The organism is Mangrovibacterium lignilyticum (assembly GCF_010882175.1).
In the GTDB taxonomy this organism is placed as follows: Bacteria; Bacteroidota; Bacteroidia; order Bacteroidales; family Prolixibacteraceae; genus Mangrovibacterium; species Mangrovibacterium lignilyticum.
In genome coordinates this window covers 1533254-1549604 of sequence record NZ_WKLH01000001.1, presented here as the reverse complement: position 1 = coordinate 1549604, position 16351 = coordinate 1533254, and the positions used below count along the sequence as shown (strand labels likewise).

General features: G+C 37.0%; 12 protein-coding genes. 2 read left to right on the top strand and 10 right to left on the bottom strand.

What is annotated here, in order from left to right; genetic code table 11:
• Positions 1 to 12 precede the first annotated feature (12 nt).
• Both GJV22_RS06230 and GJV22_RS06225 read right to left on the bottom strand, forming a co-directional pair.
• Complete coding sequence (locus tag GJV22_RS06230) at positions 13 to 1680, bottom strand: DUF262 domain-containing protein (RefSeq protein WP_163710238.1); 1668 nt, start codon at positions 1678 to 1680, stop codon at positions 13 to 15.
• 54 nt (positions 1681 to 1734) lie between these two features.
• Positions 1735 to 2637 carry a helix-turn-helix transcriptional regulator gene (locus GJV22_RS06225; protein WP_163710235.1) on the bottom strand — a complete coding sequence of 301 codons (903 nt, stop codon included), beginning with the start codon at positions 2635 to 2637 and terminating at the stop codon, positions 1735 to 1737.
• Positions 2638 to 3155: 518 nt separating this feature from the next.
• Here GJV22_RS06225 and GJV22_RS06220 point away from each other — a divergent pair.
• Complete coding sequence (locus tag GJV22_RS06220; RefSeq protein WP_163710232.1) at positions 3156 to 4775, top strand: hypothetical protein; 1620 nt, start codon at positions 3156 to 3158, stop codon at positions 4773 to 4775.
• 87 nt (positions 4776 to 4862) lie between these two features.
• On the opposite strand, the gene GJV22_RS06215 is transcribed toward GJV22_RS06220, so the two are convergent.
• The 6 genes from GJV22_RS06215 to GJV22_RS06190 all read right to left on the bottom strand — a co-directional run bounded on the left by GJV22_RS06215 (position 4863) and on the right by GJV22_RS06190 (position 10573).
• Positions 4863 to 5873 (bottom strand): transposase, encoded by a 1011-nt coding sequence (locus tag GJV22_RS06215; RefSeq protein WP_163710229.1) that lies wholly within the window; start codon positions 5871 to 5873, stop codon positions 4863 to 4865.
• A gap of 762 nt (positions 5874 to 6635) precedes the next feature.
• Positions 6636 to 7466, bottom strand: coding sequence for a GIY-YIG nuclease family protein (locus GJV22_RS22130; protein ID WP_205461755.1), 831 nt, complete (start codon positions 7464 to 7466; stop codon positions 6636 to 6638).
• Between the two features lie 176 nt (positions 7467 to 7642).
• Positions 7643 to 8185 (bottom strand): hypothetical protein, encoded by a 543-nt coding sequence (locus GJV22_RS06205; protein WP_163710225.1) that lies wholly within the window; start codon positions 8183 to 8185, stop codon positions 7643 to 7645.
• A gap of 129 nt (positions 8186 to 8314) precedes the next feature.
• The gene (locus tag GJV22_RS06200; RefSeq protein WP_163710222.1) at positions 8315 to 8791 is read right to left on the bottom strand and encodes a hypothetical protein; all 477 of its coding nucleotides are present in this window, start codon (positions 8789 to 8791) and stop codon (positions 8315 to 8317) included.
• Positions 8792 to 8827: 36 nt separating this feature from the next.
• A complete protein-coding gene (locus GJV22_RS06195; RefSeq protein ID WP_163710219.1) occupies positions 8828 to 10177 on the bottom strand; it encodes a WG repeat-containing protein in 1350 nt (449 codons plus the stop codon).
• 3 nt (positions 10178 to 10180) lie between these two features.
• Positions 10181 to 10573 (bottom strand): hypothetical protein, encoded by a 393-nt coding sequence (locus tag GJV22_RS06190; protein ID WP_163710216.1) that lies wholly within the window; start codon positions 10571 to 10573, stop codon positions 10181 to 10183.
• A 553-nt stretch (positions 10574 to 11126) separates the two neighbouring features.
• On the opposite strand from GJV22_RS06190, the gene GJV22_RS06185 reads away from it, so the two are divergent.
• Positions 11127 to 11747 (top strand): hypothetical protein, encoded by a 621-nt coding sequence (locus tag GJV22_RS06185; RefSeq protein ID WP_163710213.1) that lies wholly within the window; start codon positions 11127 to 11129, stop codon positions 11745 to 11747.
• A 49-nt stretch (positions 11748 to 11796) separates the two neighbouring features.
• Here GJV22_RS06185 and brxL read toward each other — a convergent pair whose 3' ends face one another.
• Both brxL and pglZ read right to left on the bottom strand, forming a co-directional pair.
• Complete coding sequence (gene brxL / locus GJV22_RS06180) at positions 11797 to 13809, bottom strand: protease Lon-related BREX system protein BrxL (RefSeq protein WP_163710211.1); 2013 nt, start codon at positions 13807 to 13809, stop codon at positions 11797 to 11799.
• Between the two features lie 3 nt (positions 13810 to 13812).
• Positions 13813 to 16308, bottom strand: a complete 2496-nt coding sequence (gene pglZ / locus GJV22_RS06175) for a BREX-1 system phosphatase PglZ type A (protein WP_163710208.1) — start codon at positions 16306 to 16308, stop codon at positions 13813 to 13815.
• Positions 16309 to 16351 lie beyond the last annotated feature (43 nt).

The window sequence follows — 16351 nt, the reverse complement described above, 5'->3', positions numbered from 1 at the left end:
ATTTCCTCCGAATTATTGGATTTTATAGTAGTCTTTTATCTCTTTTAAAAACTCCGTTTGGTTTTCCTCGATATCATTTTCGTCCCATTTGTTCTTGGAGAAAACTGACACCGAGTGTAAAAGCTTTAAACTCCATTTTACATTGTTTAAATCATAATACAGTTTCTTCTTTTCATCGAAAGATTTTGCTCCAAACTGGGAGTTTTCATTCTTCTTAATTAATACCAAATTACCGATGGAATGAACGGAAAGTTTTTTATCCAGGTCTCCTATGAAATTAAGCTTACTTTGCTCTTCGTTTTCCCACGACTTCGGGTATATGTGTTCCAAAGACTTCTCTCCGTAAATGCTGAAATCAAATTTCCTTTTTAGGTTGTTGTCTAATTCCACATTACGTCTTAGCAATTGCTTTAATGCGTCAGAATCATGTTTTCCGTACACTTGTTTGGCCGATAAGTTTGTTAAAGTCACTTGAGCTTTACTTTCTTTGGTTTCTTCTTCATCTCCCAATTCTGAGGACCTCGTTATTTGTCGGTGGGTGGCTCCAACTAAAGTCCACTTGGCATATTCCTTAAGGTGAATATTTGTAGCTGTCCGATTCTCCAGTAAGTATAATAATGCATCTTTCTTATTTCCTCCTCCTTTAATAATCAGTCCTAAATAGTTGAATGATTCATATGAGTTAAATAAATCCTCAAATGTCTTTTGTAAATCTCGTACCCCCTTAAAGTGTTGTTTTGCTTTGGTAGTATCGCTGAAAAATGCCTCATTAAAATTTGTGAAGTTGTAGTTCTTCGTTGAATCGTCTTCCTTATGCAGTTCAAAGTAGTATTCAAGCAACAAGCCCATTGGACTGCTACCACTTCCGAAGAAATCTTTAACATCTTTCCTGTTCCACCAGTACAACCATTTATCCCACTCTCTGGCGTATTGACTTCGGAGAGTATTAATTTCCCATTCTTCACCCACCTTTTTCCTAATCGTTTGCAATAACTCATCCAAGTCAGCCTTGAAAGTTTGAGCTTTACCTTGATCAGATACAGCCTGAGGTCGAGAGGCTTTACTCAGCAGAGCGGCCTTTACCAGCTCATCGTCCTTCATTTGTGCTTTTTGGCCATTCATCATTGAAAAGATTTTTGTTGCTTCTCTTTTGTCTATTTTAATGTAGAAGAGTTTGACCCTGTGCTGAACCCAATCTAGAAAGAGATTTTTATCTGTAGTTTGTGTTTTTGAATGAATCGTTTCCACAGCTTTCCTGAAGTAATGGATATCTTGCAAGTTGTAATCACTTTCCGTTTTATTTGGTTCTGGATCAAACAGAAGCTCTCCTTTTTCAATTGAACACTTAGAAAGTACATAATCTGATTCTTTCCGAATAGTATAATTCATCTTGGGCAAGTTAGCCAGGCCAAGATACTTTAGCAGTAAATAAAAAGTGGTGGTACGTTGTTGGCCGTCAATAAGTGTTATTGAATCACCGTCTTCGCTGACGGTGACACCCTGGATGTAGTATTCATCTAATCCTGCGGAATAGGAACTGATAAGATTATCCATCAGTACACTAACAGCACAGCCTTTTTTTGAATTAGGTACTCCCCATTTATAACCACGTTGATAATTAGGAATTACAAAACTTCCCTTCTGAAAGTATTGTTTGATTGTTAGAATATTCTCACTCATTTTGTTTGATTTTTCAAGTAAATAAAGCCTACGACTACGTCAAATTTTGTCGTACTAGCCATATTTCTGAATTGTTCGTTTTAAATTTTGCTTTATTTCGTTTGCAAGCCAATCTGGCGTCAACACTCTTATGGTGTCTCCGTATTTCAAAATTTGTTGGGTTAGTTCATAATTGGGAATCACATCGATGCTAATCCTACATTCATTATCGTTGTCGACTAGTAGTTTTTGAGACGAATGAAGAGGTAAAGTCTTAATGTATTTCCCTTGGGTTGGAGTAAATGATAATACAACATTCTGAACGGAGTTTTCCGAATAGACTAATCCGATTGTTTGATTAAATGCTTCTGCTGGATTTAATTTCTCATCGAGAACGAAGGTTTCAGCCTTGACATCCAAATTTTCAATTCTGTCAATCCCGAAAGTTCTGAAATCTGTAAAACCTCCGATTATTCCTACTACATACCATCTATTCAGGTATTCCTTCAGTAAGTATGGTTTCAGTGTGTATTTTCTCGTCTTTTTCGTGTGAAAGTTGAGGTGACTAAACGAGATTTTCCGCTGTTCCTTTATCGCTTTCAAAAGAGGTTTCAGATTCTCAATCCCTTTTAATCCGCCTCCTGTATCAAAGGAGATGTATTTTAAGGTATCCTTGCTTTGTAATAGGCTTTCTGTTAATAGCTCTGCAGTATTAACAATTTCCAGGAATCTGAAGAATGACTCTGTATTTAAACTGTTTTCATAGTCAATATAGTATCCGTTCCTATCCCTGCCGTATTTTATCTCGATTCCGAATTCAAAACGAATTTGTTCAATATCTCGTTGTAGGGTTCTGTCTCCAATCTCAAAGCCATGTTGACTCAAGTATTCTTTTATTTCAATAAAAGAAGGATAGAGAGACTGTCGAATTTTTTCGATTTCGAGTGTATATCTTCGGATAGTTCCGTGTTTGGACATATTGGGGCTAAGACGTATAGTTTGACCGTGGTTTTTACACCAAGAAAACTACAAAATATCCCGCATATCGAGAATAGCTTTATGTAATTTAAACTAATTTTATTTAAAGTAGAGTAGTTGGGTGAAGGTTGAGGGTGTCGTCTGATTAGTTGGTAAAATGCAAACTTCTCCAATTCGAGGCGGAGCGTTACTCCCCCAAATAATAGGTGGAAGTTTTTTATGCCCGAAAACCCACAAAACCTCCCCTGTTATAGTGAATCAAAAAAACGTACGTTTATTTGCTTGCACAATTCAATCTGCTACGTTGTTAAATAGAGTTTTTGACCAGTAGATTTACAAAAGTTTCAGGTTACTGATAGGAATGATAACATACGTTGCTGACCTATTCCAAAAACTCATCATTTACAACTCCAATAAAATCAAACTGACGATATCAAATATTATTGCTAATTTAACGGCACGCTAGAACGGTGGATAAAATAATAGATCGTTAGCAGCAACCAAACCAAAAATCGCTCATGGCAAGACTAAATATTTATGGCAATATAATTTTAACGTTCGAATATGAACCTTATATAGGCATTTATTGGACCAAATTATCTGAATATATCATTGAAAAATACGGAGAAAATGAGTTTAGTGACAGTAGCGAAGTTGAAAATATTCTTTTAGATTCTTTTCAATTCTTGGTTCTTGAATTTCGAGAGTTGATACAAGAAGAAACTTCTCTTTCATTTTTTCTTTATACTTTTTTTCTTCATGAACAGTCATTAGATTTCCTGAATAAGACTAGAAATGGGCAATCATTTGGAGAAGTAGATGAAAATGATTTTTCTATATATCGTAGAATACTGAAATTAATCTTAGAACAAGGTTGTGAAATTGATTTGTCTTGGGGGAGTCTCCCAACGGGAAAACATGTTCTTGAAATGGACGAGAAAATACAAAGGCTATTTTATCTTGGAACTTGGATTTATACGTTTGCTGATTACATAGCATACCAAAAGATGATTAGCAATGCTCAAAAAGTAGATTTTGATGCTTCTCATGCGATAGGTGTCGAATGGCAAAAACACTATGGAAGAGTTTATTCAGAAATATTTCCCCTGCTAAAAACTGATTATGAAAGTGGCGTGCATGATGAAAATGCTAGTGATGACTTAAAACAAGCAATAAATACTTGTTTTAAAATAGATTATGATTTTGCCATAGGGATTATTTTTATGATTAAACGACATTTCAGTGAATCAGAGCTACAAACAATTGAACCCTATGTTCTTCCAACTAATTTAGCTCAAGAAAGTGGGATTGATTCAGAAATTGCAAAGGCTTTTTATAATGGTCTGATTTTGAACCGAAGTAATAAACTCTCTATAGAGGATGCTATTTTGAAACCATACTCCACAGAAAGATATATGTTTCGCCCAATTCTAGTATACAATATTGGAGGTGTTGAAAGAGCATTAGTTGGGGAGAATAAAATAGCTGAATCTATGCATGTTTTAGCTACAAATGCTATTAGTTGGAACACAATTCCTGAAAATTGGAAATATGTTAAATGTATGGTCAGGTTTATGAGTAAAAAAGGTAATGAGCATGATAAGATTCTAGAAGATGATGTAGAGAAAGTTTTAAATAAACATAAAATTAGATTTTGTAGAAATATAAGATCCTTTAAAAGGCCTAGCCAACACAACTTAAACATAGATAATCATTTGGCGGGTGAAATTGACTTTATAATAGTGGATGAAAAAACGAGAAAAATATTTGTGGTAGATTCTAAATATAATAAAGCAAGATATGAGGCTGTTGGCTATCGAACAGATTATACTAATTTTTTAAAATCCTATGAACCACAATTAGAGCGAAAAATAAATTGGGTTAGTGCTAATAAGGAAGTATTACAAGGACATTTGGAAATTGTGTATAATATACCTGAATATGATATAACAGATTTTTCTGTAGAAGGTCTTTTCTTTATAAATACGCCAACGTTCTATATGCTCAATGGAGTTTACAAAGCAATTACTATAAGTAAATTGGAGAAATTTCTATTAGGTGAATATTCTTTACCAGTGATTGAATATGAAAATAACAAAGGAGAAATAACTCAAATTCATCATCCTTACTTCAAATAACAAATGGCAGCTGTTAATCGAGTAGCCACCCCACTAGCAAACACTAGCAGGGAGAACCTCTCATATACTCTAGTCAAAAACAAATTTTCAAGCCACTTTTTCTGAGAAGCTATTTTTATTTTTTCTTGTTCTGGGATCTAAACAGATATAATCTTGTTTGTACGGCGTTTTGTTCTTCACAACGCTATAGATTGTCCGTAAAAGTTTGTTCGAAATATTATTCATTATCACGTAATAGGGCTTTCCTTCAAGCATCTTCTTTCGAAAATACAGCTGGTACTCTTTGTTGTGCTGAACTGCAGATTTCGCCCCCATAAACAATAGAGATTTCAATTTTTTATCGGCAAAAGGACTGGTTTTACTCTTTGAAACCATCTTGCCTGAAGATTGGGGAAAAGGACAAACCCCTGCATAGGAAGAAGCTTTACGCGCCGTATCGATTTGTTCAAAGTTCCCAGTTTTGATTAGTAAGTCAGTGGCGATTATCGGACCAACTCCTTTAACACTTCGAGCAAGATCATAATTTTCCTTTATGCAATCGTCTGATTGTATTATAATCTCTATTTCCTGCTCAATCGCTTTTATTTCCACGTCTAGAACTTCTAACATTGTTCGAATATGTCGATGAACATGGATGCTCTGATGTGGTCGGTGAAAATGACCTTTCTCGCTCGTTTGCAGCCCCTTTCGTTCTTTTACTAATTGTGCACGTAGAGCGTACAATTGTGTAAGCTCTGAAATGTTTTCACTCTCTGCAGTGACAAAGGTCAGCTTATCTGCAAATCGCTCTCCATATTCCCGAATTCTCAAAGAATCAATCGGATCTGATTTGCCTTTGGTCATTCCAAAACTATGCTTAATTGTATAGCCTGGAACAAGTGCAATCCGAATGTTCATCATGGTGCATAAGAAAACCAACATCTCTCCATAAACGCCTGTATGCTCAGCACATAATACACAATCGTCGGGTAGAGTCATTAAAAATTTGGAAATCGCTGCCAGACTATTGTTCACTTGTTTGCTCTTCGCTTTTCCATTGATTCCGATAAAGCTAACATCAAACTTTTCCATTGATAAATCAATTCCATATACTTGCATAAACATTTTGTTTTATGCTCCGCATTGAGTGGCTAACATCGTGATAATGGGTTCTGCCCTATATACTCTCTGGCTTCAACTCAATAAATCTGCTGTCCTTAATATGAGAGTTAGATTTTATCTAACACCACCGCAAAGTTAGCGCAGCAGATGGAGCTTTTTATCAAAGGTATAGATCAATTAACTTTACCATTGAAATCCTTTGAGTACAAACTAACGACACCACCGCATGTACGGGTCTCGTATAGGGCGGTACACTGTGATGTGGGGTAAGTTTTTCGTAATAGGTGAGCATAGCCTCGTACCTCCTTTTTCGCAAGCGTTTCAGAGCAATAGTTGTACCCATAGTCGTCCGACCGACATAATAATTTCCAATCTTAATTCTTTGAGTTAGATTAGGATGATTTCATGGTCATATTGTATCCTAAAAATTGTTTCTACAAGATTAAAATAGGACAAGCGTTAAAATGGGATAGAATCGGTAAAAAATCATCACCAGGCCCCTTGATTTGCATGTTGTTTCACAAAAAATAATGGAAACTTTTCTATAAGACATAGTAATTTGTGAAACAAAATCTACCTTCAGCCAGGAGGGGCTTCTAGGAAACTGCTGCCCCATAAGTTCAACCCAACAAGCCAAAGTCACTCCTAAATCTCTCAAAGTTCTCCGAACATTTTAGAGAAACTTTGAAAGAAAACTACTCGGTCTACAAAAATAAGACGGGATTGGCCGAATGGTTAACCTTTAATCGGGTGGAGTATTCATTTGTTAATTGTATTTGCAATACTTACACATTCTGCACGAAGGGCTTTTAGCTTATCTGAAGCTGCTGGGTTTTTCGCAAGATTTAAAAGTGGCAGATACTTTACGATTAATTCGGACTCAAATTCATCTAATTCTTTGTCATATTCCTGCCAGTTGACGATTATGTTGTTTTTTATCCAGTCAATAATTTGGCATTCATCGGAATTGCTGAATTTGTAATTTCTCTTATTTCTTTTTCCTAGTAATGAGCCAACAGGAGGTTTATACCCGAGAACAGCTCCAAGGCTCCTGAAAAATGTGCCATGCCCGATTGCATTTAGTTCTTGATTGAAGAACCTTGTTCTAAGATTCTGTGAAGCAATGCCTATATAAATAATATTGTGTCCTCTTTCGTTTAGTATCTTTCTGAATGGTTCAGATAGCAATGAGACCTCTTTTATCCGAATGCAGTATACACCAGGTCGGTTGGGAACCAACTCTTCTATTTTGTTTGCAGGCTTAAAGTTATTTTCATTCATTAAAACTTTCTCAACAAGATGAATGTCTAGCGATGAATTATTAATCGGAGTAAGATTCCTGCCAGAACTACTCTTGGGGGCTGACACTACAATTTGATTAGCCTTACCTTTTACACCAACTAGTGCACCATTGCGTTCAAATAGGTCTTTATAGTTTTTAGTTCTACCATGTATCTGAAAAGCCGTTATAAGAGAGCCATCTTTCTTGGAGTACCACTTGTTGGTATTTAGTTCATTTGCGATTTCTTGTGTTGACATCCATCTGTTTTTCTCAGTCAACAATTTGTAAATGGCTTCATGTAGTGTCATAATTCAAAGGTTAGTTTGTAGAATACAGCCTTTTAATTTACGAATAAAGTAAGTCGTATTCAACATTCTTCTACCACTTTCGAATGTAAACTAATCTGATAAGTCTCAATAACAAGAAGGCATAAACCTAGGTGATAATTTTGAAGGATAGACCTTTAGTTTGCCCAGTTCAAAGGTTAGTAACTGCCAAACTTTATATCCATTAGTCCCGTTTCTCTTTCTATAGTGAAATCAATGTAGTCTTGTTTATCCAGATAGTGAAATGATATCTTATCCGTACTTCTTGTATCCCATCCTTTAAAAACATTCGGTGGAACGGAATCATTTAGTTGGGTATTATTAATGGCGTTGAGGATGCCATCAATGTATGCTGTATCTATTTGAACAGTCCGTGTCATGTTGAAGTCTCCGTTGAACCCGATAGAGCCTTGCAGTTGTCTTTCTTTTATAGTTTTAAATCCAGGGAAGTCGATGCCAGTACTTTCCTCTATTTCAGCTCTACTTCCTCTTTTGATATAATGGTAATAGTAAGAGTACCCGTATACGGTTGTTGTCATCAGTAAAATCAATGAAATTGGGGCAAAGATGGTCAGGATAATTCGGCCAAAAATTTTGGGCTTTTTCCATTTTATTGATAGATAAAGGAAAAGCGGTGGAAATACTAGCCAGGAGATGCCAAAAATCACTATATTTAGTTTTGTCCTTTTTAATCTTTCCATATTGACTTCGGTTTTTTTTCTTACTGATCTTTAATTATACAACAAACTCTCAATTTAGCATTATGCTTAATACTCGGTTTTGTATAATTGAACGGCCTGAATTAATCTATTTTGTTAAGTCTTTGAATTTTACTGATACTGATTTTTTAAGTATTTTAAGACTATTTCATTTGAACTGCAATTAAACCCAACTGATAAACAATTACCATTCCTTGCGTCCCAAGAACAAGCAGCTGTGATGTTGTCGTCAATTTCCAACCATTCGTGAGGAGCCCCATACGTTTCCACTAGTTGATTCAGAATATTCATGAAATCCATTAGTTGCTCATCATACCCATTGTAGGCATAAATTCTAACAACTTCTGTAACTCCTGTTTCATTCCTTGAGAGTTGGAATATTTGATTGCCATTTAAATAGACTTTTCTACGTTCATTGCTGTACTCATTCAATTTTGTGAACCCATTTTGTAATAGGGCGATCTCAAAGACACCCAAGAATCTTCCGATAGGTAAGTCGAAATCGATTCCCCATGGAGCGATTTCAAACAATGATTTTCGATTTCCTTTACAAGATTCTTTAACTGCTATTATTTCTTTTGTTTCCATATGTCAACTAGATTTTTACTTTAATAATTTTACTTGCTATAATTGTCTAATAAAACTTCCACGATTGTTTACTAGCCAAAACTCACCATTAATAGATATCTCCGCTAAATCGTGAATGAAATAGCAACTTTCATCTAATTTAAACGGAATGATGATCTTGCCAGAGCGATCGATACACCCCCATCTGTTCTTTTTTTTAACGCAGAAAAGTCCGCATGATTGTTGTTCTCCTTCCTCGTAGTCGAATGGAATCACAATATTGTTGTTGGGATCAATGTATCCCGTTTTATTATCTTTTTTCACCATCGCAATGCCGTCAATGAACACATTAGCTTTGTTGTATATAAATGGAATTATTGTTTCATTTATACTATTTACGAAGCCGTATTTGCCATCTTTTTGGGCTGCAAAAAGATTATTTGAGTATGCAAACAATGATTCATATAATATGTCTGTGAGTTCCGCTCCATTTGGAGAGACAAGCATCCAAAATTTTCCTTTTTTAGCGGCAAAACATCCATCTTGAGACGTACCTCCAATAAAATCATATTTACAAGGGAGAATTTCGTGTCCATGAATATTAATTGCACCATATTTTGACTCCTTTTGCACTATTGCTATTTTGTGATGAAAGTTAAAAACCCAGTCATAAACTAACGGTATTTTTAAGTTGCCGTCCAAATCGACAAAACCCCATTTGCGAGATAAGGATACTGCAGACAAACCATCATTGTAGTCTTGCATGTAATCATATTTTGCAGAGGTGGCTTCGCCTATGTTATTAATCGAAAAATATTTAGAGGTTTTAACTATTGCACGTTTTTCGTGAAAAGTGTTAGCGTCTTCAAAAATTGGACTTATTATTTCGCATCCTTCGTAATTAATGTATCCCATGTAATTACTATCTCGGATTAAGGCTCTACCTTCTTTAAACGGAGCGGCCAATTCGTATCTATATTCAGTAATGAGATTTCCTAGATTATCTTTAAAACCGAAGAGTCCATTTTTTGCAACAACAGAAAACAGAAGATCTTTATCCTGAGTAATGTATCCCTCAGATGCTTTTACGAACGTAACCTCTTCCTTTTTCCTTCTAAGATAATCTACTTCTGAAATGAGTTTTAAATTTTTTTCAGATATGGGAACATAAAACATTTCGAGGATCAATATTATGTAAATATTTTCTTCGAACAAATCATTTTCAACTATTCCCACGGCCTCTCCGATATTTCCTTTTACAGGTTTAAATCCGTAAAAATCCCATTCATCTTCACTCGCTTTTCTTCTTATCTCCTCATTTGGCCATTTAGCCTTTTTATATAAATTGAATCTATTCAAGCGAGTTTCTTCCTTTACAATTTCGACATAACAACCTATAATATTCATATCTCAACTCTCCTTGTTTGTATAGGCTTCAAGTCTAGATATATCTACGTTGGCGACAAATTCAACAAAGAACTCATGCAGATTGAAATAAGAGGGACGATGCTTGTATCCAGCGAACTCAAAAACATCTGTTTCTGAAATTGTAAATTTGTTTAGAATTAAAAATAAGGATAAATCATGGAGTGTACAGCTAGCTCTAAAATTACCCGTTGTAATCCAGTATTTCCCATAATGCTTCCCGATATTCCAAGCGATTTGAATCCCCTGAGAATAAAATAAACTTTGAATTTCATCGTGGTCCCAAGGCCAATCAACATCTTTAACTAATTCCCGAACTGGCTTTTTCTTGAATTCTGTGTTCTTTGGGGTTCTTTTATATGGGACTATTCCGTTCAAGAGAAAGAACGATTCTATCTTATTTGAATATTGGCATCTTCCTTTATTTGGAAAAGTTAAATGTTCTCTATCGCATACTAAATAGTCTTTATATCCCCACAAATTAAATTTGAAAATCGCTCCTTGGCAATAGATGCAGTCTGAACACCCCTTGCATGTTAGACAATGCTTACAATTCTCACAGTTTCTGCATTCTTTTGATTTAATACAGTTATTACATCCTTCACAAGTAATGCAACCTGTGCAATTGTTGCAATTAATACACCCAACACAATGTTCACAATTAGTACAATTGATGCAATAAAGGCAATCGATATTTCCATTCTCGTCAGGGATAGATGTCATTTGATTTTTTAGATGATTTCAAAAAGTCAGTTCTTTCAAGCCTACTACCAGTTTTGACAATCAGCACGGACATATTCAAATATAATAAAAATAGGTATGTTCTATAGGATGATATCAAGATTCTATAAATTCTTTAATTAGTTTTATGACCCTATGCAGCGCTACTCACCTGCAAAGAATATGTCTTGACAAGTGTAAACCAACCACTATGAAATCAAAAGATGTACCCAAGCCCATAAAAGCCTCGTTCAAGTGCAAAACAATAGAACTAAGGGATACGATAAAGTTTCTGAATGCTTCTATTCCTTCAAAGGTTGAGGGATATAAACGAAGGCTGGAAGTCACGGTGAAAACAGATGAGGTAATTTTTGTAACCGCAGGTTCGAAAAAGACGCTGTATTGCGAGGCATTTGGTCCTGTCAAATTTGAAATGTCTTTGCTTTATCTGAAGGATATGGCTGATACATGCATCTCCCGAACGTCAACGATCTCTATTGGTGATTGGTTCCTTACCTACAATGGTCATACAATAGATGTGGAAACCTGTTACTTTGAAGATTTTACAATCCTTCGAAGCATCGCCCTTCCTATGAACTACAAAGTCAATGACATTCTAAACCTTCCAAATAAATATACCCCCGAAGAGATCAGGTTTAACAAACTGGAAGATGAGTATAATTCAGCGATGTTAAAACTTGGTAATGATCTAAAGATCATAAAGCAACGGTTAAAAAAATATGGGATCACAGAAATTGAAATTGACAAATTCATTAACGAAAGGATATTTCATGATCCCAAAACAGCCAACAATGAACAAATTTTTTATTAGTAGTAATTTATAAAAATCAGCGTAATCTGAACATTATGAAACTGCCCCTCTAAGCTTTCACAAAAGTGACCTCACACGCCTTACACAGCCGTTTTTCCTGCACATATTCATTAATGTCGAACCAACCTCCTGTCTTCTGCCAGATGTCCAGGCCTCGACCAAGGATTACTTTCCATCCGTTATCCAGATTGATAGAACGGTCGTGAATATTGTCGGCAAACTCATATGAGAACAGCACACCAACCGATTCCAACGAATAAACCATGTGCTCAAAAGCTTCCTTGGCGTTTTCGATAAATTCTTCATTATTGGCTGTCACAAGGTGGAGCTTAACCTCGGCATCTCCTTCTTTTTTCTCTGATACAAGCTTCGCAAATTCCATGAAATTACGGAGCTGATAAGGAAGGCGGACATACGGATCAACCAAAGTTATGTCAGTCGCTCCAATTAAATAGGCTCCGAACAGATTGTCATAACTGATCCCAGTTTGATTATCTCTGATTATCTTCTGACCATCTGCCAATTTTAGCGAGCCTGATTCATTCGGTTGAGGATTCTCCTCTTTTAGGACGTTAGAATCATCCCCGTGTTTTAATTCCCGAAGGCCGTAGTATTCGATCACTTCAAGCGTTTCAATAGTTACCCGTTTACCTGTGCTTTTAACGGTATAGCTAAAATCAACCTCTTCAAAGGTTTCATCCATCTTCTGAAGCTGTAATTTAACCCGCTTTCGATTCTCAATAGCAAAATCCATCAGTTCCCTGGCATCCTCTTCACTCATCTCTCCCGCAGGGAAAATTACTTTTGCCAATCCCCCAAATGTTTTAGCAATAGAGGTTTTATCCCTTGTCGTTATCGAATCAGACAGCTCGAAGAATTTTGTGTATTCATGCGTCCTGTCTTCCCTGCGAAGTTCTCTTAGGATTTCTGCTAAATAGTCTACGATAAAACCGTAATCTTCCGTGAACATTTCGTTCCGAAGTTTTTGAATCTCCCAACCTGGCAAATAAGCATGTATACGGTCCAGGAAAGCAGTGTCATAATAATCCTTAGGAAGCGCATCGAATAAGTCAGAGTGTTTTAGCATGTAAGGAACAGGATGGTCGGTATTACCAACGAAGACCATTGAGGCTGAGGCACCATAAACCTCTGTCCCTCTGGAAAAAGACTTGTTTGCCATGTAGTTTTTCATGATATCAACCAGGCCACGATCAGCCTTTTTCGTTTTTCCTGCAAACTCATCATAGGCGACAATATCCCAATATCCAACCAAGCCAATTTCACCATTACTGTTATTTACGAACAGTTTTGCTTTTGAGACTTCACCTCCTGAAATCAATATCCCGTGTGGAGACATTTCGCTGTAAATATGTGACTTCCCAGTTCCTTTAGGTCCTAGTTCAATCAAGTTGTAGTTATTCTCGACAAATGGGATCAGTCGTGCCAATTGTAGCAGTTTGGTTCTTCGGGTAAATTCATCAGGATTTAAACCAATCGACTGCATCAATACATCAATCCATTCATCCTTCGTGAAATTTTTTCGTGCTTCTTTATATTCGCCCAGATCAACGTTTGAGACCTGAATGGGCTTAATACTTTCAATAATCCACGGTGAAGCATCTTTCTGGTCGGTTGAAAAGTAGGCCAGTGTGAGAATGCACCAAACACCGCTTGATAAAAGCTTTTGATGTTCCTTGACAACAATATCCGAAATCGGAATTTGCTTTAAACCCAAGTTGGCGAAACTGGCCTCGTATTGGTCTTTTCGATCATTCAATTTGACCGAAATTTTGTCGATAATCCGATGTGAACCTTTCTCCCGTACCGTTGATTTGATGATTTGGGCTTCATCCCGATGCACAAAATGCTTGGCAATAATGCTTTTAACTGTCTCAACTCCCTGATTGATGGTTTCTTCATCGTCCGTGGCACAATATTGTCCCAAAAGGTATTCCAATACATAAGTTGGAACAATGGCATTTCCTTTAACCATCTTGGTAAGGTCCTTTCGCACTACTTTACCTGAGAAATATTGATTTAGCTTGATGTCGAGTTGTTTCATAGTCTAAAAATCATCAAAATCGTTCGTAAATGAAATATTCAAAGTGTAGAGATAATTTTTATATTCTCTCCATTTAGTAGTGCCTTCAACAGGCTCTTCCAGAACTAATTTCACCTGTTGATTTTTATATTTTCCGCTTGCTTTGCTCATCAACTGGAAACGGTGCTTCACTTCTCGTTGTCGCTCGCTTCCATCTTCGATATCGAAGATATACTTGAATTGATCGCTTAATAGCTCACCGTCCGAAGAATAGATTGCGGCTCGGATTGTTCGGGCCAGCACCTGTTCTGTCACGAGTTCCTGCTGGATAAATGAAACGGCAAGAATATTGGTCGTGATTTTGTCGGTTGACTTAATGATATCGATTTCAACCTGGGCGGTAGTATCTTGTCGTTTCTTATTCACCTTAACGAGTGGAATCACGATTTCCTGTAGCGATGCTCCACCGTGAATAAATCTGGATCCAGCTCCTTTAACCCGAAGCCGATTGATTGATTTCGGGATCAAAACATCGACCTGCGACTGAATATTCAATGCGGATGCTTTGAAGAGAATAGTAGAATCACCATGCTTCAGATTTTTGCCAATTACAAAACGTCTGTTGTCTTTCCATATCTCTCCTGAATGCGTTGACACACTGAAATCACTTTCATCCAGAGGTTGATGTTGGTAGATGAAGCCGTGATCTGAAGTAATCATCATGTTATTACCATTCATATTCGCTATTTTCTTCATCATGGTCATTAGAAAGTCGATCTCCGCTTCGACAGCTTCCAACACTTTTTCTTCAGAATCTTTGTCATCTCCCGCTTTGTCGATACGGTTGTGATAGATATAGATTAAGTCGTACTGTTTGACAAATTCCCGCCCGTCAGTGTTCGCATTCATTTTCATGAAATCCTCAGCTTTAACGGCTGTTGCCCGTACACCTGAATTCTCGGAAAGGATTTTAGTTCTACCCTGAACACCTGAGCTTAACAACCCATCCACAACAATCGAATCAGTACCTTCATGAAACTCGATTTGCTTATGCGGCAATAAGGAAGCCATGCCAAGCTGCGTGTATGAAGGAAGGCTGGCCACCATGTGCGTAAGCGAAGATTCATATCGGTTTTCGGAAAGTAATCTTCGGCTTAACTCTTCTCCGCATTCATAGCGGAAAGCATCCGTAATGATAACAAATAGCCGATTCCCTTTCTCAGTATAGGGCTTGACATGTTGTTTGAAGAACCTTTGTTGGCTGATAGTCTCATTGGTTGGCCATGATGTCAGTCCATCAATAACCTTTTGCCAATTGTTGTTAAAGACCAGCAACCAGTCGTTTGAATATACTTTTTCAACTTTTTCAGACAATCGATGCAGGATTCTGTTTTGATTGGACTGACGATGGTAGTAAGTAAATTTCCGATAAGCCTGGTCAATCTCATAAAGTTTAGAAGTATAATGTTCTATCCCTTCGTTGAATTGAGTATACTTTGTTGAGGCATATTTTCGAACCAGGGAGATCAACAGCGAACCTTGCTCCAGGGTGCGATAAAAATACTCGGAATAAGAGTACCAAAATTTGTTCTCACGCTTCTTAACGAGTTGAATGAGTTTGTCATGAGAAATCGCCTCATCTGCAACCAGGTCAACCAGGTCATGCACAATTTTCTGGTCAACAACTTTGAACAGGTCGTCATTGACAATTTCTTCCAGGTTTGCGCTCGACAATTGATCTTCAACCTCCAGGTCATTAGCTATCTTCTCAGATATAGCCCCAAAACTTTCCCGATACTGGATCGTGTCCTTCCAAAGTGAAAGCAGCAATCTGGATTCTTTATCGATCGTGGATTTTTTGCCTAACACAAAATTGGTATTGAAGACTTCCAGAAGAAAATCGTAAATCGATGGTTTCTCACTTTGATATTTAAACTGATACTTGATTTTCCCCCAATAATACTTCGTGAGGTTGAACCGCTCCAATTCTTTATCCAGCCGCTCATTGCCGTCAACAAATGCGGCACCATGGGCATGAATGAACGTGATCAGATTCACATAGTCTGTGTTGAAAGTGACGGCCAACAGTTTCCCTCTGATATCTTCGTGTTCATCGCCTTCACCCAATAACTCTTTTAGCTTTAGCCTACGTTCTTTCGCTTTGAAGAATTCAATATGCTCGGTCACCAGTTCTTTTAGGTGATACCCAAGGCCGATCTCCTGGAGGAACATCGCTTCCTGATCGGTGTGAAACAGGTCGTGAGCAAGCTCCATATCCAGCAACCAATTCTCGTCATCAGACGGTTTAGCACCTTTGAAGTACAACAAGAATTTAGTGTCGGGTTTGAGCTTATTGATCATGTACTTTACTTCAAACTCATTACCTTCTACGGCAATTTTCTCAACACCATCAATCGCAAGCTCTTCATATTGCTCGGTCAACTCCTTTTTTTCATCGTACCAAAAAACGACACGATGATTCTGAAAACGCTTTACGAGTGCTTCTTCTATCTTGTTCATACTTTTGTTTTTTCCTTCATTATTCATTAAGTCGGTGTTGTCG

Excerpts from the sequence above, each read along its gene's own strand:
- GJV22_RS06230 (WP_163710238.1), bottom strand. The coding sequence starts at position 1,680 with ATGAGTGAGAATATTCTAACAATCAAACAATACTTTCAGAAGGGAAGT.
- GJV22_RS06225 (WP_163710235.1), bottom strand. The coding sequence starts at position 2,637 with ATGTCCAAACACGGAACTATCCGAAGATATACACTCGAAATCGAAAAA.
- GJV22_RS06220 (WP_163710232.1), top strand. The coding sequence starts at position 3,156 with ATGGCAAGACTAAATATTTATGGCAATATAATTTTAACGTTCGAATAT.
- GJV22_RS06215 (WP_163710229.1), bottom strand. The coding sequence starts at position 5,873 with ATGCAAGTATATGGAATTGATTTATCAATGGAAAAGTTTGATGTTAGC.
- GJV22_RS22130 (WP_205461755.1), bottom strand. The coding sequence starts at position 7,466 with ATGACACTACATGAAGCCATTTACAAATTGTTGACTGAGAAAAACAGA.
- GJV22_RS06205 (WP_163710225.1), bottom strand. The coding sequence starts at position 8,185 with ATGGAAAGATTAAAAAGGACAAAACTAAATATAGTGATTTTTGGCATC.
- GJV22_RS06200 (WP_163710222.1), bottom strand. The coding sequence starts at position 8,791 with ATGGAAACAAAAGAAATAATAGCAGTTAAAGAATCTTGTAAAGGAAAT.
- GJV22_RS06195 (WP_163710219.1), bottom strand. The coding sequence starts at position 10,177 with ATGAATATTATAGGTTGTTATGTCGAAATTGTAAAGGAAGAAACTCGC.
- GJV22_RS06185 (WP_163710213.1), top strand. The coding sequence starts at position 11,127 with ATGAAATCAAAAGATGTACCCAAGCCCATAAAAGCCTCGTTCAAGTGC.
- brxL (WP_163710211.1), bottom strand. The coding sequence starts at position 13,809 with ATGAAACAACTCGACATCAAGCTAAATCAATATTTCTCAGGTAAAGTA.
- pglZ (WP_163710208.1), bottom strand. The coding sequence starts at position 16,308 with ATGAACAAGATAGAAGAAGCACTCGTAAAGCGTTTTCAGAATCATCGT.